This window comes from Streptomyces sp. NPDC002773 (assembly GCF_040295605.1).
Lineage (GTDB): Bacteria > Actinomycetota > Actinomycetes > Streptomycetales > Streptomycetaceae > Streptomyces.
Window position 1 is genome coordinate 536,554 of record NZ_JBEOVO010000001.1, and the last position, 25,797, is coordinate 562,350.

A 25,797-nucleotide genomic window follows, 5' to 3' on the forward strand; every position below is an offset into this window, starting at 1 on the left:
CGCCGGAGGGCTACAGCTCCGCCAGGAGTTCCGCCTTCTTCGCCGAGAACTCCTCGTCCGTCACCAGACCCGCCTGGTGCAGTTCACCCAGGTGGCGAATCCTTTCAGCGACCGCCCCGGGGGCGGCCACGCGGGCCGGGACGCGGTCCGAGGTCCGGATCGCCGCGAGGACCGCCGCCGCGAAGGGGAGCGACAGGTGCACCGGCCCGTAGCCGAGACCGAAGACGACGGAGGCGGGGTCCCGGTCCGGCTGCGACGCCCGGGGCTCGCCGCCCCGGGGCAGCAGCCGCAGGTGCCCGTCGAGGACGTCGGGCGAGCGCCACTCGACCCCGCAGAGGTCCCGTACCTGGAAGGTCTGGTCGCCCGCCTTCCACTTCTCGGAGGACGCTCCCGTCCAGGACCAGCGGAACGCGACCTCCCCGTGCCCGTCGAAGCTCGCCTTCCCGTCGTACGCCTTGAAGGACTGCGGGCCCGCGGGGGGCGCCACCAGGAAACGCTCGGTGGGCGTCATGTCGGCGTCGGCCGTGACTTCGGCGGCGGCGGCCGGCATCGCGTCGGCGCCGGGCGTCATGTCGGCGGTGGGTGTCATGTCGGCGTCCGGGGCGTGGGAGGCGCCCCAGACGCTCGGCACGCGCCGTGCGAGCACCGACCGCAGCTCGTCCCGGTAGTACTCGGCGAGCGTCTCCCGGTCCGCCGGCAGCACCAGACGGTACGGATCGCAGTGCTCCGCGAGCTGCCCCGCGGCCGCCTCCATCAGGGGATCGGCGCCCGGCCTCGGGACGGCGTGCAGCACGACGGTGCCCCGCTTGCCGGGCGTGAGCGTCACGGACGCCAAGGCCTCGTGCGGTACGCGTCGTTCGCGCAGGACGCTGAAGAGCCTCGGCGTGCGGTTCCCCCGGTCGAAGCGGATGACGAGGGCGTCGCTCTCGAACTCCCAGGTGGCTTGATTTCCGGCCAGCACATCACCCATACGCCACATCGTATGCGGCACGTGCCCGCGCGTCGCCCCTGCGAAAGGTCCGGAAATTACGTGATCTACGCGCGTCAGCGCCCTTCCGCACCGGATATTCCGTCGTGGCAAGCGCCGTCGGCACGTGCGCACACCAGGCTCCGGTAGGAGCCGACGCCTATCGCGGCGAAGTTGCCGAGGCTCTCGGTGCCCGGCTCGAAATAGCCGCTGTGGCCGATCGCCCCCCGCGCCGAGAGGAGCCGGGCGCCGAACTCCGGGGCCACCGGGTCGGCGCCGTGCCCGATGCCGCCGACCTCCATGTGCGGCACGTCCGCGATCCAGTCGTCGGCGTCCCGCATGGCCCACACGCGCGCGTGGGTGGCGAGTTCGGCCGCCCGGTCCACCCGCATCCCGGGGCTTCCGGCCACGGCCAGGTCCGTCACCCGGTCGGGCAGCCGGGGCGCGGCGACCCCGCAGAGCACGGAGCCGTAGCTGTGGCAGAACAGCACCACGCGCGCGTCGCCGGGCAGCGCCCGGGTCAGCTTCCCGAGCCGTACGGCACCCGCCTCGGCGAGCCGGCCGGTCATCGCGTCGACGCCGACCCCGGCGGGCGCGGTGTAGTCGGCCCAGGCGATCACCGCGGTCCGGGCGCCGGGCGCCGACCGCCGCTCGGCGGCGTGGAGGGCCTCGGCCATGCCGGCGGGAGCCCCGTACCGGCCGTGGGACTTCTGGAAGGTGAGGAGGTTGGTGTCGACGCCGGGCACGATCACGGAGACCCGCCGGGCCCGCTCCAGGTCCCCGAGGACCTCGGCCGTCCGCCCCGCACCGGTCGGGTCGAAGGCGAGGATCTGCCGGCCGGGCCGCATCAGCGAGGTGAAGCGGTCGAACCTGCGCCGCGCCTCGTGCCGCCCCTCGGCGGACAGCCGGGTGTCGTCGACCCTGCCCCGCTCGACGGCGCGCGCATGGCCGAGGGTGACGCGGTTGGCGCGGTAGCGGAGGGCGACCGGGGCGCCGTCGAGGTTGCCGACGACGAGCGGGTGCCGGTCGGCGAGCCGGACCGCGCCCGCGTGGTCGAGTCCGGCGAAGAACGCGGCGACGGTACGCGAGGGGGCGCCGGGTCCCGGCAGCGGGCGGTGGTCGATCCGGTCCCGCGCCCAGGCGGAGAGCGCGGTATCGCGCGACGGGCCGGGCTCGGGGCGGTGCCGGATCGTGGTCCACCCGGTGATCGCGAGGAGCACGAACACGACGGCGAGCGCGAGGAGGGCGCGCACGACGGTCAGGGTGGGCGAGGCGGCTTCGGCTGAGGTCACGGGCCGCCACCCTACGGGGCGGGAGTGAACGCTCGCGGATCCGGTGCTACGGAGCGCCGCCCGGTCCCGCGTCCCCCCGGTCCCGCCAGCTGGGGGCGAGGGCCGGGCCGAGGTGGTCGAGGTACGTCTCGGTGAGGTCGCGGATGGCCTCCAGGCTCTGGTCCGTACCCCGGCCCCACAGCTGGGCCGTCACGCGCATCACGCCGCTGAACGCCGCCACCGCGATCCGGGGGCGCGGGTCCTCGTCCACGTCGAGGCCCTCGCGGCCGGCGATGATCCCGGCGATGGTCTCCTCCATCTCGGTGGAGCGGCGCAGATGGACGGCGAGCAGGGCGGGTGTCGACTCGATCATCTGGAAGCTGCGCAGGTACAGCTCGACCGGCACGACCTCGGTGATGGCGTCGCCGATGGTGTCCCAGGCGCAGAGCACCGCGTTCCGCATGGCGTCGAAGGGGCCTTCGGCCGGCGGACGCTGTCGGAGTGCCTCGACGAAACGCTCCTCCACCATGTGCTGGACGGCGAAGGCGACCTCCTCCTTGGAGGAGAAGTACCGGAAGAAGGTGCGCTGGGAGACCTCGACGGCGTCGACGATCTCGTCGACGGTGGTCCGCTCGTACCCCTGCGTGGTGAAGAGTTCGAGGGCCACCCGGGTCAGCGCGTCGCGCGTGCGTTGCTTCTTCCGCTCGCGCAGGCCGGGCAGGGTCACGTCAGGGTCCTCTTTTCAGGCATTTCGTCTGCTCAGCGTACCTGTGAGCTACGTGACAGTTACCGGCGTGTGAATCGCTTTGTCAATTGTCAGTGACTGTCATTAGCCTCGTTCGCATGAATAGTCAGACCACCGTGGAAAAGGCCCCGCAGGGTCAGGGGGGCGTCCGGGAACCCGCACCGGGCCCGGCGAAGGGACTGCGCGGACACCCGTGGTTGACCCTCATCGGCGTTGCGGTCGGCGTGATGATGGTCGCGCTCGACGGCACGATCGTCGCCATCGCCAACCCCGCCATCAAGAACGACCTCGGCGCCTCCCTCGCCCAGGTCCAGTGGATCACCAACGGCTACCTGCTCGCGCTGGCCGTCGCCCTGATCACCGCGGGCAAGCTCGGTGACCGCTTCGGCCACCGGCAGACCTTCCTCATAGGCATCGCCGGCTTCGCCCTGGCCTCCGGCGCGATCGGCCTCTCCGACAGCATCGGGGCCGTGATCGCCTTCCGTGTCCTCCAGGGCCTCTTCGGCGCCCTGCTGATGCCGGCCGCGCTCGGCCTGCTGCGCGCCACCTTCCCCGCCGAGAAGCTGAACATGGCCATCGGCATCTGGGGCATGGTCATCGGCGCCTCCACGGCCGGCGGCCCGATCGTCGGCGGCCTGCTCGTCGAGCACGTCAGCTGGCAGTCCGTCTTCTTCATCAACGTGCCGGTCGGCGTCGTCGCGCTCGTCCTCGGCCTGGTCATCCTCAAGGACCACCGCGCCCAGAACGCGCCGCGCTCCTTCGACGTCGTCGGCATCCTGCTGCTCTCCGGCGCCATGGCCTCCCTCGTCTGGGGCCTGATCAAGGCCGGCGAGTCCTGGGGCTGGACCGGCGGCAAGACCTGGGGCTGCCTGCTCGGCGCGGTGCTCCTCTTCGCGGTCTTCGCCTTCTGGGAGACCAAGGTCAAGGAGCCGCTGATCCCGCTGGCCATGTTCCGCTCCGTGCCGCTCTCGGCCGGTGTGGTGCTCATGGTCCTCATGGCCTTCGCCTTCATGGGCGGCCTGTTCTTCGTGACCTTCTACCTCCAGGGCGTGAAGGGGCTCAGCCCGGTCGACAGCGGTCTGCGCCTGCTGCCGCTGACGGCGATGATGATCGTCTCCTCGCCGCTGGCGGGCGCCCTGATCACCAAGTTCGGCCCGCGCGTCCCGCTGGTCGGCGGCATGGTCTGCACGGCCGTCGCGATGTTCGGCATGATCACGCTCTCGTCCGGGACCGGCACGTTCGCCATGTCCCTCTGGTTCGCCCTGCTCGGCCTCGGGCTCGCCCCGGTCATGGTCGGCGCCACCGAGGTCATCGTCGGCAACGCGCCGCTCGAACTCTCCGGCGTGGCCGGCGGTCTGCAGCAGGCCGCGATGCAGGTCGGCGGCGCGCTCGGTACGGCCGTGCTCGGCGCCGTCATGTCCTCCAAGGTCGCGGGCGCCTTCGAGGACAACTGGAAGGAGGCCGGGATCCCGGCCCCGGTGAACCCGGAGCTGGAGCAGGCCGCCGAGTTCGGCATGGCCCCGCCGGAGCTGGCGCAGGCGCCGGGGATGACCCCCGACGTCTTCCAGCAGATCACCGGCGTCATCCACGACACCTTCCTCGACGGCATGGGCCTGGCCTTCACCGTCGCCGGAGTCGTCGCCGTCGTCGCGGCCCTCGTCGCCACGCTCACCAAGCGCGGCGAGAACGCGGAGGCGGGCGGCATGGGCGGTCACATCTGACGTCCGGTCCGACGAGGTCCGTCAGGGGCCGTCAGGGTTCCCGTAGGGGGCCGTCACCCGTTCGCGTGAACGGGGGCGGCCCCCCTTCCGTTGCCGCACGACCTCCGCCATTCTCGTGATTACAGAGAGTGACGAAACGGGGGTTCATCAGTATGTACAAGAAGACCGCTCTCGCCATCGCGGCCGTCCTGACCGCCTTCCTCGCTGCCTTGCCTGCCACGCCGGCGGCGGCAGTGTCGGCGGTGGCGGTGCCGGCGGCGGCCGTGCCGGTGCCGTCCGGGACCGTCCTCGGGACCTGCGGGCCCGGTCGGCTCTGCCTCTGGTCCAAGCCCGACTTCCGGGGCCGGGCCCAGACGCACGAGCTGGCCACCACCGACATCGACAGCTGTGTCGCCCTGCCACCGGGCACCTCGGCACAGTCCCTCGCCAACCGCACCGCCCGGCCGGTCACCACGTACCAGTCGGCGGAGTGCGCGGAGGAGGGCGAGTTCGAGACGTATCCGGGGCGCGGGACGTGGGTGCCGCAGACGCCCTACGAGGTCAGAGCGTTCAAGCTCTGGGAGCGGTAGGCGCGGGGACGTCCGGCGCGGGCGTCCCGTCGGGCACGGACACCGTCACCGTCACCGGGTCGGTCACCGTCACCGGAGCGGTCACCGGCGCCGGGGCCGAGAGCCGGGACACCTCGGCGCGCAGTTCGCGGACCTCACGGGTCAGCGTCTCCAGGAGTTCGGTCTGCCGGCGCTCCGCCGCGTCGTCCCGCTCGAAGCGGGAGATGAACCAGGCCGCGATGTTGGCGGTGACGACACCGAGCAGGGCGATGCCCGAGAGCATCAGGCCCACCGCGAGCACCCGGCCGAGACCCGTGGTCGGGGCGTGGTCGCCGTAACCGACGGTGGTCATCGTGGTGAACGACCACCAGACCGCGTCCCCGAGGGTCTTGATGTTGCCGTCGGGGGCGTCCCGCTCGACGTGCAGCACGGCCAGCGAGCCGAACATCATCAGCCCGACGACCGCGCCCGCCACATAGGTGGTGAGCGTTATCTGCGGGGCCATCCGGGCCCGCCGGCCCACGAGGAGGAGCGTGGACACGACCCGCAGCAGCCGCAGCGGCTGCACCAGCGGCAGCAGGACCGCGAGCAGATCCAGGGGGTGGGAGCGGACGAAGGCCCAGCGGGCCGGGGCGAGGACGAACCGGACCAGATAGTCGACGGCGAAGACCGCCCAGACCGCCCACTCGACGTGGGTGCACAGCCGGTGCACCCAGGGGGCGGCGCCGGGAGCCACGATCGGCACGGCGTACGCGACGCCGAACGCCACGGCGAGCACGAGCAGCGGCGCCTGTGTGCGTTCTTCCCAGCGATCCTTCATGCCCTTCATGCGGGGAATCGTAGAGAACGCCGAAGGGCGGCGGGACCAGGGTCCCACCGCCCCTCAGCAGGAGCTCCGTGCTACGGGTGCCGTGCCGATCAGGCGTCGCCGCCCGCGGGGCCGGGGTCGGCCGCGGCCACGTCGAGCAGCTGGTAGCGGTCCACGGCCTGCTTCAGGACCGACCGCTCGACCTTGCCCTCCCGGGCGAGCTCGGTCAGCACCGCGAGCACGATCGACGGGGCGTCGATGTGGAAGTAGCGGCGGGCCGCGCCACGCGTGTCCGCGAAGCCGAAGCCGTCCGCGCCGAGCGAGCCGTACGTGCCCGGCACCCAGCGGGAGATCTGGTCCGGCACCGCCTTCATCCAGTCCGAGACCGCCACGAACGGGCCCTCGGAGCCCTGGAGCTTGCGTGTCACGTACGGGACGCGCTGCTCCTCGTCCGGGTGGAGGAGGTTGTGCTCCTCGACGGCCACGGCCTCGCGGCGCAGCTCGGTCCAGGAGGTCGCGGACCAGACGTCGGCCCGTACGTTCCACTCCTCGGCGAGGATCCGCTGAGCCTCGACCGCCCACGGCACGGCGACACCGGAGGCCATGATCTGCGCCGGGATCGAGCCCGCGTCGGCCGGCCGGAAGCGGTGGATGCCCCGGAGGATGCCCTCCACGTCCACGTCCTCGGGCTCCGCCGGGTGCTGGATCGGCTCGTTGTAGACGGTCAGGTAGTAGAAGACATCCTCGGCCTCGGGGCCGTACATGCGCCGCAGACCGTCCTTGACGATGTGCGCGATCTCGAAGCCGAAGGCCGGGTCGTAGGCGATGCAGGCCGGGTTGGTCGAGGCGAGGAGGTGCGAGTGGCCGTCGGCGTGCTGGAGGCCCTCACCGGTCAGCGTGGTCCGGCCGGCGGTGGCGCCGAGCACGAAACCGCGCGCCAGCTGGTCGGCCATCTGCCAGAACTGGTCGCCGGTCCGCTGGAAACCGAACATCGAGTAGAAGACGTAGACGGGGATGAGGGGTTCGCCATGGGTGGCGTACGCGGAACCGGCGGCGATCAGCGAGGCCGTGCAACCGGCCTCGGAGATGCCGTCGTGCAGCATCTGGCCGGTCGGCGACTCCTTGTAGGCGAGGAGGAGTTCGCGGTCCACCGCCTCGTACTGCTGGCCGAGCGGGTTGTAGATCTTGGCGCTCGGGAAGAAGGCGTCCATGCCGAAGGTGCGGTACTCGTCGGGGGCGATCAGCACGAAGCGCTTGCCGATCTCCTTGTCCCGCATGAGGTCCTTCAGGATGCGGACGAAGGCCATGGTGGTGGCGATCGACTGCTGCCCCGAACCCTTCCTGGCGGCCGCGTAGGTCTTGTCCTCGGGGAGGGCCAGCGGCTTCGCCCGCACGACGCGGGTCGGGACGTACCCGCCGAGCGCGCTGCGGCGGTCGTGCATGTACTGGATCTCCTCGGAGTCCCGCCCGGGGTGGTAGTACGGCGGCAGGCCGTCCTCCAACTGCCGGTCGGTCACCGGAATGTGCAGCCGGTCACGGAAGCGCTTGAGGTCGTCGACCGTCAGCTTCTTCATCTGGTGGGTCGCGTTGCGGCCCTCGAAGTTCGGGCCGAGCGTCCAGCCCTTGACGGTCTGCGCGAGGATCACCGTCGGCTGGCCCGTGTGGGCCTTCGCCGCCGCGTAGGCCGCGTAGATCTTCTTGTGGTCGTGACCACCGCGGCCCAGGTGCAGGATCTGCTGGTCCGACATGCCCTCGACCATCGCCCGCAGCCGGTGGTCGTCGCCGAAGAAGTGGTCCCGGATGTAGCCGCCGGTCTCCGTGGCGTACGTCTGGAACTGGCCGTCCGGGGTGGTGTTGAACTTGTTGACCAGGATGCCGTCGCGGTCCTGCGCGAGCAGCGGGTCCCAGGAGCGGTCCCAGATCAGCTTGATGACGTTCCAGCCGTTGCCCCGGAAGATCGACTCCAGCTCCTGGATGATCTTGCCGTTGCCGCGCACCGGGCCGTCGAGCCGCTGGAGGTTGCAGTTGACGACGAACGTCAGGTTGTCCAGGCCCTCACGGGCGGCGATGGAGAGCTGGCCGACCGACTCGACCTCGTCCATCTCGCCGTCCCCGAGGAACGCCCAGACGTGCGACTTGGAGGTGTCGGCGATCCCGCGCGCCTCCATGTAGCGGTTCATCCGGGCCTGGTAGATCGCGCCGAGCGGGCCGAGGCCCATCGACACGGTCGGGAACTCCCAGAAGTCCGGCATCAGCCGCGGGTGCGGGTACGACGACAGGCCGTTCGGGGACTTCGACTTCTCCTGGCGGAACCCGTCGAGCTGGGTGTCGTTCAGCCGGTCCAGGAGGTACGCGCGGGCGTAGATGCCGGGGGAGGCGTGCCCCTGGAAGAAGATCTGGTCGCCGCCGTCGCCCTCGTCCTTGCCGCGGAAGAAGTGGTTGAAGCCGACGTCGTACAGCGAGGCCGAGGACGCGAAGGTCGCGATGTGGCCGCCGACGCCGATGCCGGGACGCTGGGCGCGCGACACCATCACGGCCGCGTTCCACCGGGTGGCGTTGAGGACCTTGCGCTCGATCTCCTCGTTGCCGGGGAAGAAGGGCTCGTCCTTGGTGGCGATCGTGTTGACGTAGTCCGAGCTGCGCATCTCGGGCACGGCCACGCGCTTCTCGCGGGCCCGTTCGATGAGGCGGAGCATGAGGTAGCGGGCCCGCTCACGGCCCCGCTCGTCGACGGCCGCGTCGAGGGAGTCGAGCCATTCCTGGGTCTCTTCCGGGTCGAAATCCGGGACCTGGCTGGGAAGGCCGCCAATGATGATCGGGTTGCGATCGGATCCGGGAGCCACGCTCTTCCTTCGCTGTCGGTGGTGCCCACGGGGCCACGGAGTGGTCGGGATGTCCATCGTGTACCCCGCCGACGCCAGACGTCACATTTACCGAGAGGTAACCCCCAGGGGGTGTCTCGGAGGGCTGTCCATGGGTCTGGGTGCGCTCAAATCGCAACCTTACGCCCAACTCGCGCATGCGTTTCGTCCGGGCGTTCGGCAGACTGAAACCGCAGAAGTCAGTAAAACGGGATGAACCATGTGTGCCTGATCACGGAGCGGGGACCTACGATGCCGGAAGTTGCGGCGAGACGGCCCCAAACGTCACCGTTTCGGCGGTCTCCACGGCCGGGCACTTGCGCGATCCACCCCGGCACGTGTGGACTACGGCCAGCACCGCGCGCCCACGCGCGGCCACAAGCATTTACCGAATGAGCAGGAGGCAAGCCGTGAGCGCGACCGCGGACCACGCGGAGGAGCGGACCAACCCGGCCGGCAGGCTGGGGTTCGAGCCCGGACAGGTGGTCCAGGAGATCGGCTACGACGACGACGTCGACCAGGATCTCCGTGAAGGCATCGAGTCCATCATCGGGGCCGAGCTCGTGGACGAGGAGTACGACGACGTCGCCGACGCCGTCGTGCTGTGGTTCCGCGACGAGGACGGCGATCTCACCGATGCCCTGGTGGACGCCATCGGTCTTCTGGAGGACGGCGGCACCATCTGGCTGCTGACGCCGAAGACCGGCCGCGACGGCTACATCGAGCCGAGCGACATCAACGATGCCGCGCAGACAGCTGGTCTCTCCCAGACCAAGAGCATCAGCGTCGCCAAGGACTGGACGGGCACCCGCCTGACGGCCCCCAAGCGCTGATCACCACGCTGCGACAAGCCCCCGCCCGTTACGCCGGCGGGGGCTTTCGTGCAGGGGCCGTAGGGTGGGGTTCACCGATACGGCCCAAGGGCAGGGCCCGGCGAAGGGATGCGTACGCGATGGCGATCGAGGTCGGCACCAGGGCCCCGGATTTCGAGCTGAAGGACAACCACGGGCGCACCGTGAAGCTGTCCGACTTCCGCGGCGAGAAGAACGTGGTGCTGCTCTTCTACCCCTTCGCCTTCACCGGCGTCTGCGCCGGTGAGCTGGGCGAGCTGCGCGACAACCTGCCGACCTTCGTCAACGACGACACCCAGCTCCTCGCCGTCTCCAACGACTCCATCCACACCCTGCGCGTCTTCGCCGAGCAGGAGTCCCTGGAGTACCCGCTGCTCTCCGACTTCTGGAAGCACGGCGAGGCCTCCCGCGCGTACGGCGTCTTCGACGAGGAGAAGGGCTGCGCGGTGCGCGGCACCTTCATCATCGACAAGGAGGGCGTCGTCCGCTGGACCGTCGTCAACGCCCTGCCGGACGCCCGCGACCTCGGCGAGTACGTCAAGGCGCTCGACGCCATCTGACCGGCCGCCGCCCGACATCCCGCCCTCCGCCGCGGCCGGCAATCCCGCCCTCCGTCGGCCCGTACATCCGCCTCCGTCGCCCCACATCTCCGCATTCGACGGCGACATCTCCGATTCGCGGGGCGAATCGACTGTTTCGACCGGGAACCCGTCACTAGGATCCAGTCGTTGATCCGAATGCCAACGCACGACCGGGGGCGCTGCCCCTGAAAACCTATGGAGGGACTCGTGGGAGTCAGCCTCAGCAAGGGCGGCAACGTCTCGCTGACCAAGGAGGCCCCTGGCCTCACCGCCGTGACCGTCGGTCTGGGCTGGGACGTCCGGACCACCACCGGTACGGACTTCGACCTCGACGCCAGCGCCATCCTGGTGACCGAGGAGGGCAAGGTCCGTAACGAGCAGGACTTCGTCTTCTTCAACAACCTGAAGAGTGGCGACGGCTCCGTCGAGCACACCGGCGACAACACGACCGGTGAGGGCGAGGGTGACGACGAGCAGGTCAAGGTCAGCCTGGCCACCGTGCCGGCCGAAGTCGCCAAGATCGTCTTCCCGGTCTCGATCTACGACGCCGAGAACCGCCAGCAGTCCTTCGGCCAGGTGCGCAACGCGTTCATCCGCGTCGTGAACCAGACCGGCGGCGCCGAGATCGCCCGGTACGACCTCTCCGAGGACGCCTCGACCGAGACCGCCATGGTCTTCGGCGAGCTGTACCGCCACGGTGCCGAGTGGAAGTTCCGCGCCGTCGGCCAGGGCTACGCCTCGGGCCTGCGCGGCATCGCGCAGGACTTCGGCGTCAACGTCTGAGCCGAACCGTTCGAACCGTCCGGCGCCGCACCTCTCGTGCGGCGCCGGACGTGCCTCATCAACCGGGGAGGAACCGAATCATGGGCGTCACGCTCGCCAAGGGAGGCAATGTCTCCCTCTCCAAGGCCGCACCCAACCTGACCAAGGTCCTCGTGGGGCTCGGCTGGGACGCGCGCTCCACCACCGGAGCCCCCTTCGACCTCGACGCCAGCGCCCTGCTGTGCCAGGCCGGGCGGGTCCTCGGGGACGAGTACTTCGTCTTCTACAACCAGCTCCGCAGCCCCGAGGGCTCCGTCGAGCACACCGGGGACAACCTCACCGGCGAGGGTGACGGGGACGACGAGTCCCTCATCGTGGACCTCTCGATGGTGCCGGCCCACTGCGACAAGATCGTCTTCCCGGTGTCGATCCATGACGCCGACAACCGCGGCCAGAGCTTCGGCCAGGTGAACAACGCGTTCATCCGGGTGGTGAACCAGCTGGACGGGCAGGAACTCGCCCGGTACGACCTCTCCGAGGACGCTTCCACGGAGACCGCGATGATCTTCGGCGAGCTGTACCGGTACCACGGCGAATGGAAGTTCCGCGCGGTCGGCCAGGGGTACGCGTCCGGGCTTCGGGGCATCGCTCTAGACTTCGGGGTCAACGTTTCGTAAAGCCAAGCAGTTTCACGATGGGGTAGACAGTGGTTCTGAAAACCTTCGGCTGGTCGTTCGCCATCACGGCGCTCGGCCTGGCCTTCGCCGCTTGGCAGTGGGGGTGGGAGGCGTTCGGGATCGTACTGATCCTGTCGATCCTCGAAATCTCACTGTCCTTCGACAACGCGGTTGTCAACGCCGGAATCCTGAAGAAGATGAACGCCTTCTGGCAGAAGATCTTCCTCACCATCGGCATCCTGATCGCGGTATTCGGTATGCGGCTGGTCTTCCCCGTCGCGATCGTCGCCATCAGCGCCAAGGTCGGCCCGATCGAGGCCATCGAACTGGCGCTGGACAATCCCGAGCGGTACGAGGCCCTGGTCACGGACGCCCACCCGGCGATCGCCGCCTTCGGTGGAATGTTCCTCCTGATGATCTTCCTCGACTTCATTTTCGAGGACCGTGACATCAAGTGGCTCGGCTGGCTGGAGCGCCCGCTGGCCAAGCTCGGCAAGGTCGACATGCTGTCGGCCTGCGTCGCGCTCATCGCCCTGCTCGTCACGGCGATGACCTTCGCGACCCACGCGCACACCAGCACCGGCGTCGCGGACAAGTCCGCGACCGTGCTGCTCGCCGGCGTCGCCGGCCTGGTCACGTACCTGATCGTCGGCGGTCTCTCCGGCTTCTTCGAGGGCAAGCTGGAGGAAGAGGAGGAGCGCGAGCACGAGGAGGAGGAGAAGGCCAAGGCCCAGGGCAAGCCGGTCTCCGCGGTCGGCCTCGCCGGCAAGGCAGCGTTCTTCCTCTTCCTGTACCTGGAAGTGCTCGACGCCTCGTTCTCCTTCGACGGTGTCATCGGCGCCTTCGCCATCACCAACCACATCTTCTGGATGGCGCTCGGCCTCGGCATCGGCGCCATGTACGTCCGTTCGCTCACGGTCTACCTGGTCCGCGAGGGCACCCTGGACGACTACGTCTACCTGGAGCACGGCGCGCACTACGCGATCGGCGCGCTCGCCGTCATCCTGCTCATCACCATCCAGCACGAGATCAGCGAGCTCATCACCGGTTCCATCGGCGTGATCCTGATCGCCCTCTCCTTCTGGTCCTCCGTCCGCCGCAACAGGGCACTCGCGGCGGCCGAGGGCGGGTCCGGTTCCTCGGGGGACAAGACCGAGGTGTCGTCCGGGGTGTGACACCCCTGGCGATGAGGAACGCTTCACTGCGGGGCGGTCGGTGCACCCGGCCGCCCCGCAGGCATGTGCGCGGTGGTGACGAGCAGTGGGGGGTGAAGGCGGCATGGCCTTCTGGGACAACCTGTTTACGGGGAGGGCGGCGGCGCAGTTCGACTCGGGCGGCTCCGCGTCCCACTCGATCGACCTGACGAAACGGCGCCCGTCCGTCTCGCTGACCAAGCAGGGCGCCGCCACCGGCAACCTGCGGGTGAACCTCTCCTGGCGGATGCGGACCTCCGACATCGAGGGCCGCTCCCGCCAGAGCGGACGGCTCCTGCGCAACCCCTCCAAGCTCTTCAAGCCCGAGGTCGTCCAGGCCCACACCCAGGGCATGGTCAACGTCGACCTGGACCTGGGCTGCCTCTACGAGCTCACCGACGGCAGCAAGGGCGTGGTGCAGCCGCTCGGCGGCTTCTTCGGCGACCTGAACACCGCCCCGTACGTGAAGCTCAGCGGCGACGACCGCTTCGGCGGGTCCTCCGGGGAGACGATCTTCGTCAACCTGGACCAGAAGGCCGAGATCAAGCGCCTGCTGTTCTTCGTGTACATCTACGACCAGACGCCGGCCTTCGACCGTACGCACGCCAAGATCACGCTCTATCCGAGCAACGGCCCCCGGATCGAGATCGAGCTCGACGAGCGCGCCCCGCAGGCGCGCTCCTGCGCGGTGTTCTCCGTGGACAACACCAAGGGCGAGCTCACGGTCCGCCGCGAGGTGCGCTTCGTCTACGGCTTCCAGGCCGAACTGGACCGGCTGTACGGCTGGGGTCTCCAGTGGGGCCGCGGCTACAAGACGAAGGCGTGACCCTTGACCGGGTGCTTACGACCGGACGAACTGGGGGCCCATCGGCGGCATCCGGAACTCCGGCGACGGGTTCTGCTCGGGGGCGGTCACCGGCTGCGGATAGCCGTACGCGGGGACCGGGGCGTTCAGCGGCGGCTGCGGGTAGCCGTAGGCGGGCGCCCGGTCGGGCACGGGCGGCGGCGTCGCCGGCTGCGGGGGCACGGGGGCGTGGACCAGCGTCAGGTCGAGGTCGGGGGAGGCGGGGGAGCTGACGGCGGCCGTGGCGCCCTCCTGGGCCTCGCGGGGGCCCTCCTGGGCGTCCTGCCGCCCGCCGAGGCCGTCCTGCCGTCCGCCGGGGCCGCGCTGCCCTTCCAGCCCGTCCTGACCGTCCTGGCCATCCAGCCCGTCCTCGGCGTCCTCGTCGACCGAGATGCCGAAGTCGGTGGCGAGGCCGACGAGGCCGGTCGGGTAGCCCTGCCCCACCGCGCGGAACTTCCAGCCGTCCCCGCGGCGGTACAGCTCGCCGCAGATGACCGCCGTCTCCTCGCCGGTCTCCGCCGTCACGGAGAACAGGGCGAGCGGCTCGCGCTCGGGCCCGGGCGCCGCGTCGTACAGCAGGATCCGCAGGTCGGAGACGGACCGGAAGGTGCCCCCGTCGGAGGAGGCCGCGATCACCACCCGGTCGACCGAGGCGTCGAGCGCGCCCAGATCGGCCTCCACGGTGTCCGTGAGGCCCTTGGAGTCCCGCTTCTTCGGCAGCCGCCGCACCAGCCCCGAGGGGTGGCGCGGCTGGTTGTAGAAGACGAAGTCCTCGTCGGACCGCACGCGGCCGCCGGGCCCGAGCAGCAGGGCCGAGGCATCCACGTCGGGGACCTCGGGGCCCGGGGTCCAGCGGAGCACGGCCCGTACGGCCACGGTGTCGAGAGGGACGTTGGAGCCCTTCAGCATCGCGTGCGTCATGACCGTAATCCTGCCTTCCCGGCCGACCCGCGGACAACGCGGGGGCGGTACCGATACGGGGACGGGGTGACGGATGCTGACGAGTTACCTGGATTTCATGCACAAAGGGAACTGTGGACACCCGCACCTACGTACTATTACCGGCCACATGTCATCAGGTCCAGAAAGGCAGACGGGGGACTTATATGCGTCATTTCGGGCACATCCCGTCCATGACACGGGCTGCGCTGTTCCACCGCGAGCCGGCCGCCTTCACGGCCGACTCGCCCGCCCGCACGCTCGCCACGGCCCTGGGCGCCACGCTCTACAGCCCCGCCACCCGGCCGCGGCTCGCCGACGACGTGCGCAAGCAGGCAGCCCGCGGAGTGGTCTCCATGGTGCTCTGCCTGGAGGACTCCATCAGCGACGCCGACGTCGAAGCCGGCGAGGACAACCTCGTACGCCAGTTCGCCGACCTCGCCGACACCCCCGTGACGGACGCCGACACCGCCACGGACGTGCCCCTGCTCTTCATCCGGGTCCGCGAACCGCACCAGATCACCGACCTCGTCACCCGACTGGGCGAAACGGTCCGCCTGCTGTCCGGATTCGTACTGCCCAAGTTCACCGAGGCCCGCGGCCGCGACTTCCTCGAAGCGCTCGCCCAGGCCGAGCGGACCAGCGGCCGGCGCCTCTTCGCCATGCCCGTCCTGGAGTCCCCCGAGCTCCTCCACCTGGAGACCCGGGCCGAGACCCTCGCCGGCATCGCCGCGATCACCGACAAGTACCGCGACCGCGTCCTCGCCCTCCGCCTCGGGGTCACCGACTTCTGCTCCGCCTACGGGCTGCGCCGCTCGCCCGACATGACCGCCTACGACGTCAAGATCGTCGCCCATGTCATCTCCGACGTCGTCAACGTCTTCGGCCGCTCCGACGGCACCGGCTTCACCGTCACCGGCCCCGTCTGGGAGTACTTCCGGCCCGGCGAGCGCATGTTCAAGCCCCAGCTGCGCCGCAGCCCCTTCCTCGAAGGCAGCGCCGAGGACCTGCGCACGGCCCTTATCGAGCACGACCTGGACGGCCTGCTGCGCGAGATCGAACTCGACCGCGCCAACGGACTCCTCGGCAAGACCTGCATCCACCCCACCCATGTGGTGCCGGTGCACGCGCTCTCCGTGGTCAGCCACGAGGAGTGGAGCGACGCCCAGGACATCCTGCGGCCCGAACGGGGCGGCGGCGGAGTGCTCCGCTCCGCCTACACGAACAAGATGAACGAAGTGAAGCCGCATCGCGCGTGGGCCGAACGGACCCTGTTGCGCGCCGAACTGTTCGGCGTCGCCAAGGAGGACGTCGGCTTCGTGGATCTGCTCACCGCCGGACTTGCCGGCTGACGAAGGGACGTCGACGACGTGGTGTGGACCGGAACGTGGGTCGCGGAGCGACTTGGCGTCGAACTGATCGGCGACGAGGAGCTACCGGCCCTGTTGGGCCTCGCACTGCGTCGCAACCCCAAGCGGGCGCATCTGCTGGTCTCCAGCGTGCTCGGCAAGCACGTGCCCCAGCGGCCGTCCGTGGTGTACGGCTCCGGCCTCGACCTCGGCCGGCGCGTCCGCGCGCTCCTCGGCGACGAGGAGGCCGCGCGGTCCGTCGTCCTCGGGTACGCGGAGACGGCCACCGCCCTCGGCCACGCCGTCGCCGACGGCCTCGGCCTCGCCCCGTACCTCCACTCCACCCGGCGACCGGTGGCCGGCGTCGCCCGCGCGGGCGGCTTCGAGGAGTCGCACTCGCACGCCACCTCGCACCTGCTGCTGCCCGAGGACCCGAAGCTGCTCGCGGGCGACGGGCCGCTGGTCCTCGTCGACGACGAGTTCTCCACCGGCAACACGGTCCTCAACACGGTCCGCGCCCTCCACGAGCGCTACCCGCGCGACCGGTACGTCGTCGTCGCCCTCGTCGACATGCGCTCCGCCTCCGACCTGGGCCGCCTGGACGCCTTCGCGGCGGAGATAGGCGCCCGCGTCGACCTGATATCCGGCGCCGCGGGAACGGTTCGCCTCCCGGAGGGCGTACTGGAAAAGGGCCAGGCCCTGGTGACGGAACACGAGAGCCCGTACGAGCCGGCGCCCGGCCCGTCCGCCCACCCGGCCTCCGTACGGATCGCGCTCGGCTGGCCCCACGGCATACCCGACGGCGGACGCCACGGCTTCACGCCGGAACACCGAGCCGCCTTGGAGGCGGCCCTGCCGGCCATGGCGGACAGGATCGCGGAGGCACTGGGCACCCCGACGGAGGAAGAAGCGTCCGCCGAGGCGCTCCCCGCCCCCGCCCAGCCGCCCGCAGGGCCCCGCGTGCTCGTGCTCGGGTTCGAGGAGCTGATGTACGCGCCGCTCCGACTCGGCACCGCCCTGGAGGACGCCGGACACGACGTCCGGTACTCCACCACCACCCGCTCGCCCGTCCTCGCCGTCGACGACCCCGGCTACGCGATACGCACCCGGCTCGTCTTCCCCGCCCACGACGACCCCGCCGACGGACCCGGCGAGCGCTACGCCTACAACGTGGCCGGCGCGGGCTTCGACGCCGCCGTCGTCGTCATCGACTCCACCGCCGACACCCCGGCCCTGCACGCCCCTGACGGCCTCCTCGCCCAGCTCGCCGCGCACATCCCGCGCGTGGTGCTGGCCGTCGTCCCCTCGTACGCGCCGTACACCCCCCAGCTCTCCGACTCCGAAGCTCCCGAAAGGAGCTCCATGCTGCCCGAGCCCCTCCGCGGCCCCGCCTTCTCCTCGTACGCGCCCGAGGAGGTCGGCTGGCTGCTCCAGGACCTCTCGGACGTCGAACTGGAGGCGCCCACCGAGGAACGCGAGGAAGCCATCCAGAGCGGCGGCGCGCACTACGCCGAGTCGCTCCCGGTCGAGTACCAGCCCAGCGCCCGCTACCAGGAGCTCTTCCACAGCGCCCTGGAGGGCTCCGCCGCCCGGATCGCCCGCGCCGTCGGCACCGTCACCGAGACCGTCCTCGCCGAGCGGCCCGGCCGCAGCCCCGTCCTCGTCTCGCTCGCGCGGGCCGGCACCCCCGTCGGTGTCCTCATGCGCCGCTGGGCGGCCGCCCGCCACGGCCTCGACCTGCCCCACTACGCCGTGTCCATCGTCCGCGGCCGCGGCATCGACGCCAACGCGCTGCGCTGGCTCGCCGCCCACCACGACCCGGCCGACGTCGTGTTCGTCGACGGCTGGACCGGCAAGGGCGCCATCACCCGCGAACTCGCCGAGGCGATCAGGGTGTTCGAGGCGACCGAGGGCGTCACGGGCTTCGACCCGGAGATCGCGGTCCTCGCGGACCCCGGCTCCTGCGTCCGGACCTACGGCACCCGCGAGGACTTCCTCATCCCCTCCGCGTGTCTCAACTCCACGGTCTCCGGCCTGATATCGCGCACGGTCCTCCGCGCCGACCTCGTCGGCCCCGACGACTTCCACGGCGGCAAGTTCTACCGCGAACTGGCCGCCGCCGACGTCTCGAACGACTTCCTCGACGCCGTCGCCGCCCACTTCGACGAGGTCGCCGACACCGTCGACACCGACGTCAAGGAACTCCTGACCACCGACCGCACGCCCACCTGGGAGGGCTGGGCCGCCGTGGAGCGGATCAGCGAGGAGTACGGCATCCACGACGTCAACCTGGTCAAGCCGGGCGTCGGCGAGACCACCCGAGTCCTGCTCCGCCGCGTCCCCTGGAAGATCCTCGCCAAGCGGGGCGCCGACGCCGACCTCGCCCACGTCCGCCTGCTCGCGGAGCAGCGCGGGGTCCCGGTCGAGGAGGTCGACGAACTTCCGTACAGCTGCGTGGGTCTGATACACCCTCATTACACCAAGGGTGCGACAGGCGCCGACGGCAAGGCGGTGGTGTCCCAGTGAGTACGACGCTGGTCGCGAGCGACCTCGACCGGACCCTCATCTACTCGTCCGCGGCGCTCGCCCTCGGCATGCCCGACGCCCAGGCGCCCCGGCTGCTCTGCGTCGAGGTCCACGAGGCGAGACCGCTCTCCTACATGACCGAGGACGCGGCCGGGCTCCTCGCCCAGCTGTCCGACGAAGCCGTCTTCGTCCCGACGACGACACGGACGCGGAAGCAGTACCAGCGCATCCAACTCCCCGGCACCGCACCGAAGTACGCGATCTGCGCCAACGGCGGCCACATCCTCGTCGACGGCGTCACCGACCAGGACTGGCACGACTCCGTCCTGCGGCGGCTCGCCGACGAGTGCGCGCCGCTCTCCGAGATCCGCGCGTACCTGACGGCCACCACGGACCTGTCCTGGGTACGCAAGCACCGCGTCGCCGAGGACCTGTTCGCCTACCTCGTCGTCGAGCGGGAACGGCTCCCCGCGGACTGGCTGGGGCGCTTCGGCGCCTGGGCGGGGGAGCGGGGCTGGACGGTCTCGCTCCAGGGCCGCAAGGTGTACGCCGTACCGAAGCCGCTCACCAAGGGCGCGGCCGTCCGCGAGGTCGCCCGCCGCACCGGCGCCACGCTCACGCTGGCCGCCGGCGACTCCCTGCTCGACGCCGACCTGCTGCTCGCCGCGGACCGGGCCTGGCGCCCCGGCCACGGCGAACTGGCCGACAGCGACTGGACGGCCCCCCACCTCGATGTCCTCGTGGAACGCGGGGTCGCGGCGGGGGAGGAGATCCTGCGCCGCTTCCGGGCGGCCGCAGCCGTGTAGCCGCCGTCTCCGGTGGGTCAGCCGCAGCAGCCCCCACCGCAGCAGCCGCCCCCGCCGCCACTCGGCGCGGGGGCGGAGCCGCCGGAACCGCCGACGGCCACGGCCGAGAGCAGCTTCACGGTGTCGCCGTGCCCGGCGGGGCAGGAGGCGGGATCGGAGGACTCGGCCATGGGACGGCTGAGCTCGAAGGTGTCGCCGCAGGTGCGGCAGCGGAATTCGTAACGAGGCATGGGAACAGGCTAGAGCCTGCGCTTGGCGGGGGGCAGGGGGCCGGCCCGCTCGTGGGCACGGGGCCGGTCATTACGGGACTGGGGCCGCTCCCGCCCCGGCTCAGTGACCGGCGCCCCGCTCCTCCCGGATCTGCCCGACGACGTGCGCGGCCGTGGCCCGTACGCCCTCCAGCTCGGTGAGGAAGTGCCAGTAGTCCGGGTGGCGGCCCTCCAGGGTGTCGACCGCGCGGTCGAGCCGGGCGACGGCCTCGTCGAGGGGCCGGGCGTGACGGGGCTCGGGGGTGCTGCGCCCGTCCATCGCGAGCCGCTGGGCGTCCCGTACGGCGAACCGGGTCCGGTCGATCTCCGCCTTCGGGTCCTTCGCGACGGAGTTGAGACGGCGCAGCCGGTCTCCGGCGGCGGAGACGGCCTCGTCGGTGGCGTCGAGGAGCGCGCGGACGGTCGAGAGCATCGACGTCGCGTCGGGCCAGCGCTGCTCGGTCCGCGCCTTCCCCGCCTCGGCGAGCCGCTCCTCGGCCTGCCGGAGCGTGTCGGCGGCGTGCTCCGGCACGTGCTGGAGGTCCTGCCAGCAGGACGCGGTGAAACGCCGCCGCAGCTCCGAGAGGACCGGCTCGACGCCCCCGGCGCGGGTGGTGAGCGCCTCGGTGCGGGTACGGAGGGACACGAGGCGCCGGTCGATCTCGGCGGCCCGCTCGGGCAGACGCTCCGCCTCGGCCCGTACGGCTTCGGCGTCGCGCAGGACCCGGTCGGCGCGCTGGAGGGTCTCGGGGACGCCGTGCCGGCCCGCGCCCTCGTTGAGCCGGGTCAGCTCGGGCCCGAGCTGGGCGAGCCGCAGCGCGAGGTCGTCGGCGCGCAGCCCGCTCTCCCGTACGGCGTCGAGGGCGCCGCTCGCGCCGCGCAGCGCTTGCCGGGCGCGCTCGACGGCGGGGGCGAGGCGGGCGAGCTGTGTCTCGGCACGGTCGAGGAGCGGCCCGAGGCCCTGCTCGTACCGGTCGAGCTCGCCCTTGACCCGGTCCAGTTCGTCCTTGGCGCGGGTCAGTTCGGCGCGGGCCCGGCCGGCCGTCGCCGCGTCGAGCTCGTCGCGGTCGAGGTCATGGGCGTCGACGGCGCTGATGTAGATGAGGCTGACCTCGTCGATACGGCGCCCGAGGGCTTCGAAGCCCTCGACGGCGCGGCGCGCCTCGGGGGAGCTGTCGACGGCGGTGATGGTCTCGACGGAGATCCGCAGTCCGCGCTGGGCGGTGTCGAGCTCGTAGAACGCGGAGGCGGCGGCGTCCTTGGCGGCCTGGGCCTCGGCCCGCTGCCCCTCCCCCCGCCCACCGAACCAGCGACGGGTCCCCCCGCCGGCGAAGGCGTGCGGCAGCAGGGCGCCGAGCAGCAGGGGCAACGCGAGAGCGAGCCGCACCCCGGAAACCGAGCCTCCGCTCTTCGGCCGGAGCACCGTCCCGGCCCCGCCGGGCCCCGTCCCCGTACGCGTCTCTCCCCGGCTCGGCGCGTCACGACGCCGAACGCCGCTCGCCCCCCTCGCGTCGCTCGCCGCCACGTACCTCTCCCGTGCTGTGTCCGCCGTGCCCGGTCTGGTTCATTCTCCCACCCGGTAGGGACGCGCACACGGGCCGGTCAGTTCGCCCCGAGGACGACGCCGTCGCCTGCCGTCGCCCCAGGTAATGATCGAATCACCCTCCGCACCCCGCCGAGGGCACGGGTATCCGTTTGCAGGACCCACCGGTGCGCCATGTAGGCTGTTGCCTCTTCCACGGGTGCGTAGCTCAGGGGTAGAGCGCTGCTCTTACAAAGCAGATGTCGGCGGTTCGAAACCGTCCGCGCCCACCAGTGCAAAGGCCCCCAGCCGATCATGGCTGGGGGCCTTTGACATCTACTTCTGACATCAACGCGAGCGGCCGATCACGATCGGGGACGGCTCCTGAGCAGCCGGTCCATGTGACTCACGGCCTCGCGCTGCGTGTCCTGGACGACGTGGGTGTACACGTTCATCGTCACCGCGATCTGGCTGTGCCCAAGGATCTCCATCACGACGCGGGGCGGGACGCTGGCGGCGGTGAGGAGCGTCGCCGTGCCGTGCCGGGCATCGTGCAGCCGAACGACCCGGAGGCCGGCGTTCTTCGCGACGCGGGTGAACGAGCGGTAGAGGTTGCGCGGCTCGATGGGCTGGCCGGTGCGGGTGGTGAAGACGTACCCGGTCTCCGTCCACTTCTCCCCGGCACGCTCGCGGGCAGCATCCTGCTTGAGACGCCGCCACCGCAGGGGCGCGACGCAGATGGCGGGGAGCGGAAGCGTCTGCTTGCGCCGGCGACCCTTGGGATCGTCCTCGTACACCTCACCGCCGACCCTCTGACGCTGCGTCCTGTCCCGGATCTCTCGCTTGTCGAGGTCAACGTTCTCCCAGCGAAGGCCCACGACCTCACCGCGGCGGAAGCCGAGGGCGATGGCGAGCACGAAGGCGGCATACAGCGGGTCCTTCCGGGCGGCGGCGAGGAAGTCGAGGGTCTCGTCCAAGGACCAGGGGGAGAGTTCCCGCGCGGTGACGGTGGGGGGCTCGACGAGCGACGCGACGTTCCGGGTAACCAGCTCCTCACGACAGGCCGCGGTGAGGGCCGTACGCAGGACGCGGTGCGACTCCTTGGCTGTGGCGGCGCTGGATTTCTTCTCCAGCTGGACGAGGAAGCGGCGGACATCGGCGACGCTGAGGGACTCCAGCCGCTTGGAGACGATCATCGGAACGAGATAGAGCCGGATGTGAACCTCGTACTTGGCGGCGGTGGTCTTTTTCCGGCGCGGCTTGACGATGTTGTCGAGCCAGTACGGCAGCCACTCGGAGAGTTTCATCGAACGGGTCGGCACGGGGACGCCGTTGTCGACCTTGTCGAGGAGCGCGCGGCGCTTGGCGTCGCACTCGGCCCAGGTCTTGCCGTACGCGAACTTGCGGGCGCGTGTGCCGTCGGGCTGGAGGACGTAGACGGCGGCCTGGTAGCGGCCGTCCTTCCGCTGGGTGATGGTGCCGGCGCCGTTCGGGTTGCGCTTGCGCTGAGTGGCCATCAGGCGTCCTTCTCAATCTGGTTGTCGATGAAGTCCCGGACGGCGTCGGCGGGGACGCGGCGCGACCGGCCGATGGTGATGGAGACCAGACGGCGCGAACGGATCAGGTCGTAGACGGTGGAGCGTCCGAGCTTGAGCCGCGCCATGACGAACGCGTCCTGACCCGGGCGGAGTTTCACCCGAAGCACCAGGCCCGTCCGCGTCGGCCGCAGCCGCAGAATCCGGGGGGACCGAGATTCCGGAATCGGCCGGCCGGTGAGGCGGGCCAGGGTGAGGCGCCAGCGCGGGGGCGGGACGGTCAGCCCGCACGCGTCCATGACGGACGAGTACCGGACCAGGACCCGCATGATCGCGAAGCCGATGCCGAAGGACATCCAGTACCAGGCCGGACGCTGCCACCGCAGCAGCAGCGCGACCGTGGCGACCAGGGCGAGGACGACCATTAACGCGGTCATGGTCAGGCCGCCTTCGTGGCGGCGAGGGAGGTGACGGCGACGGCGCGGAAGCTGATGCCGTGGCGCTTCTGGCCGTTGAACTCGTTCTCCCAGGGCCGGGCGACGACGCCGGTCAGGGCGACCGGGGTGCCCATGGTCAGCTCGCCGGAGATGCCGGTCTCGGGGACGGTCAGGTTCAGGATCTCGGCGTTGCCGTCCATGACGAACATGACGTCGATCGTCATCATCGTGGCGCCGGTCTCGCGGTCGGTGGCGACCTCTCCGGTCTGCCGGTTCGCGATCTTCGGGGCCGGGGGCTGAGCCACCATCACCATGGCCGTGGAGGTGTTGACGGGGATCTGACGCATGATGGAACTCCCTTTCGGAGGGGTGGGAGCGGCGTACTTGCTTGGCGGTAGGGCGCCGCTCCCGCGAGTTGTCGTCGGCCGGTTGGGAGGCCCTGCGGGCCTCTGTTCCTCAACTGGTGCGCACCAGTAGGTTGTATCTGGTGCGCACCAGATGTCAAGTGGTTCGGTCGGGGTGACTTTTCAACCCGCTTGTCTGCCTTGCCTCTAGAGAACCCTTTGGCTCAACAGACCGGTAGCTGACAGGAGTTAACAGCTGACTGGTTAACCCCTCACGACCTGCGTCAACGTGCGGCATGCTGACGCTACGGATCAGGCTTCACATGCAGGGCGGTGCACGTGACGAATGGGCTGAAGGCAGCAAGGAACGCGCGAGAGTGGTCACAAGAGCGTCTGGTTCGCGAGATCGAGCGACATGCGAAGCAGCACATGCTCGCAGTCGCCTCGACCGCCAGCCTGCGTGTCTATGTGTCCGAGTGGGAGAACGGCCGGCGATCCATATCGGAGCGCTACGCGAAGATCATCCGTGTGCTACTTGGGGTCACCGACGATGAGTTGCAGGGCGGGGCCGCCGGTATCGCTGTCCCCTCCATCGAGGCGAACGGCTATGACGAACTCGTGAGCCGTATTGATGCGGCTCGGAACGTAAGCCTCACCATGGTCAACACGTTCATGGACCAGACGGAACTGTTGCGAACCATGGACCGGCAGATGGGAGCCGCCGGTCTCGTCGACCAGATGACAGGGCACCTAGCGACCCTTGAAGGACGCCCTCACGTTTGCTGTGCTACCGGAGACGAGGCGTCCAGTGGCTCGCGCACTGGCTGGAGCCGCAACCCTGGCTGCATGGCAGGCCCTCGATGTAGGAGCCATTGAACGGGCATGGCGGCACTACGAGCTGGGGAAACACGCCGCCAAGGAAGCCGATGAGCCGATGTATCTCGCTCACGCGATGGCTGAGCAGGCATACGTACTTTGTGATGCCGGTCGTCCAGAGACGGCAGTCGAACTGATCCGAAATGCTCAGCGAGCCGGCGGCGCGGCGATGTCGCCGAGGCTCACCGCTTGGCTCTACGCGGCGGAAGCTGAGATCTGTGCCAAGGCAGGGTTGCCCGACGATTGTCGTCGTGCACTGGACAGGGCGATGCGGCACCTTCCCCAGGGCGAGGAGGCGCGGGACCCGGACATGCTTAGCATCTTCCTTAATCACGGACACCTGACACGGTGGCGAGGCAACGCGCTAGCCCTGATCGGCGATGACGAGGCGATGCAGAGTCTCTACGAGGCTCTTGACGCGATCGATCCGACGTCCATACGAGCGTCGGCAGGTCTCCGATCCGATCTTGCGCAAGCCCACCTGGCACGTGGCGAGTATGACCAGGCTCTCGATCAGCTCCGCCAGGCTCGCCTGCTTGCGAACCGCACCGGGTCGGTACGCCAGCGCCGGCGAATCGAGCAGCTTACGCAGCGCCTGTAGTGGATTTCTTCGCCGTGCGGGACGCCAGCACGTGAAGGAGCGCGACGAGCGTCCCAGACCCCACCAGTTCCCCGCGGGCCATCAGCTCAGGGATGTCTGCGAGTGGCACCCAAGCGACGTGGCCGGCTTCTTCAAGGTCGGTCGGTTCACCAACAAGCGTCGCGCCATTGCCCACGAAAATCTCGTGCGGGGAGTCGACCATGCCCACCATGGGCTGGTACGTCACGACGTGCTCAAGGGCATCCGGTCGCCAGCCGGTCTCTTCCTCTACCTCGCGGAGTGCCGTCGCAGAGGGAGACTCTCCCGCGTCCACGATTCCACCGGGAAGCTCCCAACCGAACGACTTCGGGACGAAGCGGTAGCGCCAGAGCATGAGGACGCGGTCTTGATCGTCGATGACGGCAGCGATGGCGACGTGCTGGAGACGGACTACGTGATGCTCGAACCGCTCAACACCAGGCGGCTCGACATCGACGAGTTCGAGCTTCACCCATCGGTTGTCGTAGAGAGTGCGTTCACCGTGAATCTGCCACGGCTCAAGATCTGTCGGTGCCTGGACGCTTACGGTGCGGTTCGGCACGCGGTACGAGCTGCGATCGTGAACCTCAATGACGCCCTCGGAGACGAGCTTGGCGAGCACCTGCCGAAGCTGTGTCCGTCCGATCTCCAGATCCTGGGCGAGCGTGCGCTCGGAAGGGATCTTGGAGCCTGGGGGGTACTTGCCCGCGGCGATCCATTCGCAAATCGTGCGGTACACCCGCTCCGACTTCGGTCCCATCCTGTGA

General features: G+C 70.2%; 23 protein-coding genes, 1 tRNA gene and 1 pseudogene. 13 read left to right on the forward strand and 12 right to left on the reverse strand.

Annotation, left to right across the window (positions count from 1 at the left end; translation table 11 throughout):
- Window positions 1-10: 10 nt before the first annotated feature.
- The 3 genes from ABT034_RS02300 to ABT034_RS02310 all read right to left on the reverse strand — a co-directional run bounded on the left by ABT034_RS02300 (window position 11) and on the right by ABT034_RS02310 (window position 2,965).
- Window positions 11-970, reverse strand: coding sequence for a DUF4429 domain-containing protein (locus ABT034_RS02300; protein ID WP_351210305.1), 960 nt, complete (start codon window positions 968-970; stop codon window positions 11-13).
- A 74-nt stretch (window positions 971-1,044) separates the two neighbouring features.
- The gene (locus ABT034_RS02305; RefSeq protein WP_351210307.1) at window positions 1,045-2,259 is read right to left on the reverse strand and encodes an alpha/beta hydrolase; all 1,215 of its coding nucleotides are present in this window, start codon (window positions 2,257-2,259) and stop codon (window positions 1,045-1,047) included.
- A gap of 46 nt (window positions 2,260-2,305) precedes the next feature.
- On the reverse strand, window positions 2,306-2,965 hold the full coding sequence (locus ABT034_RS02310) for a TetR/AcrR family transcriptional regulator (RefSeq protein WP_351210309.1): 660 nt from the start codon (window positions 2,963-2,965) through the stop codon (window positions 2,306-2,308).
- A gap of 116 nt (window positions 2,966-3,081) precedes the next feature.
- On the opposite strand from ABT034_RS02310, the gene ABT034_RS02315 reads away from it, so the two are divergent.
- Window positions 3,082-4,704, forward strand: a complete 1,623-nt coding sequence (locus ABT034_RS02315) for an MFS transporter (RefSeq protein ID WP_351210311.1) — start codon at window positions 3,082-3,084, stop codon at window positions 4,702-4,704.
- A 152-nt stretch (window positions 4,705-4,856) separates the two neighbouring features.
- Window positions 4,857-5,273 (forward strand): peptidase inhibitor family I36 protein, encoded by a 417-nt coding sequence (locus ABT034_RS02320; protein WP_351210313.1) that lies wholly within the window; start codon window positions 4,857-4,859, stop codon window positions 5,271-5,273.
- Here the strand turns inward: ABT034_RS02320 and ABT034_RS02325 are convergent.
- Both ABT034_RS02325 and aceE read right to left on the reverse strand, forming a co-directional pair.
- Window positions 5,254-6,081 (reverse strand): potassium channel family protein, encoded by an 828-nt coding sequence (locus tag ABT034_RS02325; RefSeq protein WP_351210315.1) that lies wholly within the window; start codon window positions 6,079-6,081, stop codon window positions 5,254-5,256. The two genes, ABT034_RS02320 and ABT034_RS02325, sit on opposite strands and share 20 nt — an antisense overlap.
- A gap of 89 nt (window positions 6,082-6,170) precedes the next feature.
- Window positions 6,171-8,903 (reverse strand): pyruvate dehydrogenase (acetyl-transferring), homodimeric type, encoded by a 2,733-nt coding sequence (gene aceE, locus ABT034_RS02330; protein ID WP_351210317.1) that lies wholly within the window; start codon window positions 8,901-8,903, stop codon window positions 6,171-6,173.
- A 428-nt stretch (window positions 8,904-9,331) separates the two neighbouring features.
- Here aceE and ABT034_RS02335 point away from each other — a divergent pair, with 428 nt between their 5' ends.
- From ABT034_RS02335 to ABT034_RS02360, 6 genes are all read left to right on the forward strand, one after another.
- A complete protein-coding gene (locus ABT034_RS02335; RefSeq protein ID WP_189829444.1) occupies window positions 9,332-9,754 on the forward strand; it encodes a DUF3052 domain-containing protein in 423 nt (140 codons plus the stop codon).
- Window positions 9,755-9,873: 119 nt separating this feature from the next.
- Window positions 9,874-10,332, forward strand: a complete 459-nt coding sequence (locus tag ABT034_RS02340) for a peroxiredoxin (RefSeq protein ID WP_351210320.1) — start codon at window positions 9,874-9,876, stop codon at window positions 10,330-10,332.
- A 228-nt stretch (window positions 10,333-10,560) separates the two neighbouring features.
- A complete protein-coding gene (locus tag ABT034_RS02345; protein WP_351210322.1) occupies window positions 10,561-11,136 on the forward strand; it encodes a TerD family protein in 576 nt (191 codons plus the stop codon).
- Between the two features lie 80 nt (window positions 11,137-11,216).
- Window positions 11,217-11,792 carry a TerD family protein gene (locus ABT034_RS02350; protein WP_351210324.1) on the forward strand — a complete coding sequence of 192 codons (576 nt, stop codon included), beginning with the start codon at window positions 11,217-11,219 and terminating at the stop codon, window positions 11,790-11,792.
- 29 nt (window positions 11,793-11,821) lie between these two features.
- Window positions 11,822-12,967 carry a DUF475 domain-containing protein gene (locus ABT034_RS02355; protein WP_351210326.1) on the forward strand — a complete coding sequence of 382 codons (1,146 nt, stop codon included), beginning with the start codon at window positions 11,822-11,824 and terminating at the stop codon, window positions 12,965-12,967.
- A 103-nt stretch (window positions 12,968-13,070) separates the two neighbouring features.
- The gene (locus ABT034_RS02360) at window positions 13,071-13,811 is read left to right on the forward strand and encodes a TerD family protein (protein ID WP_351210328.1); all 741 of its coding nucleotides are present in this window, start codon (window positions 13,071-13,073) and stop codon (window positions 13,809-13,811) included.
- A gap of 15 nt (window positions 13,812-13,826) precedes the next feature.
- Here ABT034_RS02360 and ABT034_RS02365 read toward each other — a convergent pair whose 3' ends face one another.
- On the reverse strand, window positions 13,827-14,750 hold the full coding sequence (locus ABT034_RS02365; RefSeq protein ID WP_351210330.1) for a TerD family protein: 924 nt from the start codon (window positions 14,748-14,750) through the stop codon (window positions 13,827-13,829).
- A gap of 185 nt (window positions 14,751-14,935) precedes the next feature.
- Between ABT034_RS02365 and ABT034_RS02370 the strand changes: the two genes are divergently transcribed.
- From ABT034_RS02370 to ABT034_RS02380, 3 genes are read left to right on the forward strand one after another with little or no spacing between them, the layout of a single operon-like run.
- Complete coding sequence (locus ABT034_RS02370; protein ID WP_351210332.1) at window positions 14,936-16,120, forward strand: HpcH/HpaI aldolase/citrate lyase family protein; 1,185 nt, start codon at window positions 14,936-14,938, stop codon at window positions 16,118-16,120.
- An 18-nt stretch (window positions 16,121-16,138) separates the two neighbouring features.
- On the forward strand, window positions 16,139-18,643 hold the full coding sequence (locus ABT034_RS02375) for a phosphoribosyltransferase (RefSeq protein ID WP_351210334.1): 2,505 nt from the start codon (window positions 16,139-16,141) through the stop codon (window positions 18,641-18,643).
- A complete protein-coding gene (locus tag ABT034_RS02380) occupies window positions 18,640-19,449 on the forward strand; it encodes an HAD family hydrolase (RefSeq protein WP_351210336.1) in 810 nt (269 codons plus the stop codon). The genes ABT034_RS02375 and ABT034_RS02380 overlap by 4 nt, the downstream gene beginning before the upstream one ends.
- Window positions 19,450-19,466: 17 nt before the next feature.
- Here the strand turns inward: ABT034_RS02380 and ABT034_RS02385 are convergent, their stop codons facing one another.
- Together ABT034_RS02385 and ABT034_RS02390 are read right to left on the reverse strand one after the other, a co-directional pair.
- Window positions 19,467-19,679 (reverse strand): FmdB family zinc ribbon protein, encoded by a 213-nt coding sequence (locus ABT034_RS02385; RefSeq protein ID WP_351210338.1) that lies wholly within the window; start codon window positions 19,677-19,679, stop codon window positions 19,467-19,469.
- 100 nt (window positions 19,680-19,779) lie between these two features.
- On the reverse strand, window positions 19,780-21,120 hold the full coding sequence (locus ABT034_RS02390) for a hypothetical protein (RefSeq protein WP_502972776.1): 1,341 nt from the start codon (window positions 21,118-21,120) through the stop codon (window positions 19,780-19,782).
- 317 nt (window positions 21,121-21,437) lie between these two features.
- Here ABT034_RS02390 and ABT034_RS02395 point away from each other — a divergent pair.
- Window positions 21,438-21,512: transfer RNA gene (locus ABT034_RS02395), tRNA-Val, on the forward strand.
- A gap of 72 nt (window positions 21,513-21,584) precedes the next feature.
- Here ABT034_RS02395 and ABT034_RS02400 read toward each other — a convergent pair.
- From ABT034_RS02400 to ABT034_RS02410, 3 genes are read right to left on the reverse strand one after another with little or no spacing between them, the layout of a single operon-like run.
- A complete protein-coding gene (locus ABT034_RS02400; RefSeq protein WP_351210341.1) occupies window positions 21,585-22,736 on the reverse strand; it encodes a site-specific integrase in 1,152 nt (383 codons plus the stop codon).
- Window positions 22,736-23,191 carry a helix-turn-helix domain-containing protein gene (locus tag ABT034_RS02405; RefSeq protein WP_502972777.1) on the reverse strand — a complete coding sequence of 152 codons (456 nt, stop codon included), beginning with the start codon at window positions 23,189-23,191 and terminating at the stop codon, window positions 22,736-22,738. The genes ABT034_RS02400 and ABT034_RS02405 overlap by 1 nt, the downstream gene beginning before the upstream one ends.
- A 2-nt stretch (window positions 23,192-23,193) precedes the next feature.
- A complete protein-coding gene (locus tag ABT034_RS02410; RefSeq protein ID WP_351210343.1) occupies window positions 23,194-23,538 on the reverse strand; it encodes an SCO3933 family regulatory protein in 345 nt (114 codons plus the stop codon).
- A gap of 426 nt (window positions 23,539-23,964) precedes the next feature.
- Between ABT034_RS02410 and ABT034_RS02415 the strand changes: the two are divergent.
- Window positions 23,965-25,012, forward strand: a pseudogene (locus ABT034_RS02415) (NsdA family TPR-like regulatory protein).
- On the opposite strand, the gene ABT034_RS02420 reads toward ABT034_RS02415, so the two are convergent.
- Window positions 24,996-25,790 carry an NUDIX domain-containing protein gene (locus ABT034_RS02420; protein ID WP_351210345.1) on the reverse strand — a complete coding sequence of 265 codons (795 nt, stop codon included), beginning with the start codon at window positions 25,788-25,790 and terminating at the stop codon, window positions 24,996-24,998. The pseudogene ABT034_RS02415 and the gene ABT034_RS02420 overlap by 17 nt on opposite strands.
- Between the last annotated feature and the right edge of the window lie 7 nt (window positions 25,791-25,797).

What these genes read in the sequence shown, in the direction of transcription:
- ABT034_RS02300 (WP_351210305.1), bottom strand. Translation starts at nt 970, where the DNA reads ATGGGTGATGTGCTGGCCGGAAATCAAGCCACCTGGGAGTTCGAGAGC.
- ABT034_RS02315 (WP_351210311.1), top strand. Translation starts at nt 3,082, where the DNA reads ATGAATAGTCAGACCACCGTGGAAAAGGCCCCGCAGGGTCAGGGGGGC.
- ABT034_RS02320 (WP_351210313.1), top strand. Translation starts at nt 4,857, where the DNA reads ATGTACAAGAAGACCGCTCTCGCCATCGCGGCCGTCCTGACCGCCTTC.
- ABT034_RS02325 (WP_351210315.1), bottom strand. Translation starts at nt 6,081, where the DNA reads ATGAAGGGCATGAAGGATCGCTGGGAAGAACGCACACAGGCGCCGCTG.
- ABT034_RS02340 (WP_351210320.1), top strand. Translation starts at nt 9,874, where the DNA reads ATGGCGATCGAGGTCGGCACCAGGGCCCCGGATTTCGAGCTGAAGGAC.
- ABT034_RS02350 (WP_351210324.1), top strand. Translation starts at nt 11,217, where the DNA reads ATGGGCGTCACGCTCGCCAAGGGAGGCAATGTCTCCCTCTCCAAGGCC.
- ABT034_RS02360 (WP_351210328.1), top strand. Translation starts at nt 13,071, where the DNA reads ATGGCCTTCTGGGACAACCTGTTTACGGGGAGGGCGGCGGCGCAGTTC.
- ABT034_RS02365 (WP_351210330.1), bottom strand. Translation starts at nt 14,750, where the DNA reads ATGACGCACGCGATGCTGAAGGGCTCCAACGTCCCTCTCGACACCGTG.
- ABT034_RS02370 (WP_351210332.1), top strand. Translation starts at nt 14,936, where the DNA reads ATGCGTCATTTCGGGCACATCCCGTCCATGACACGGGCTGCGCTGTTC.
- ABT034_RS02385 (WP_351210338.1), bottom strand. Translation starts at nt 19,679, where the DNA reads ATGCCTCGTTACGAATTCCGCTGCCGCACCTGCGGCGACACCTTCGAG.
- ABT034_RS02400 (WP_351210341.1), bottom strand. Translation starts at nt 22,736, where the DNA reads ATGGCCACTCAGCGCAAGCGCAACCCGAACGGCGCCGGCACCATCACC.
- ABT034_RS02405 (WP_502972777.1), bottom strand. Translation starts at nt 23,191, where the DNA reads ATGACCGCGTTAATGGTCGTCCTCGCCCTGGTCGCCACGGTCGCGCTG.
- ABT034_RS02410 (WP_351210343.1), bottom strand. Translation starts at nt 23,538, where the DNA reads ATGCGTCAGATCCCCGTCAACACCTCCACGGCCATGGTGATGGTGGCT.
- ABT034_RS02420 (WP_351210345.1), bottom strand. Translation starts at nt 25,790, where the DNA reads ATGGGACCGAAGTCGGAGCGGGTGTACCGCACGATTTGCGAATGGATC.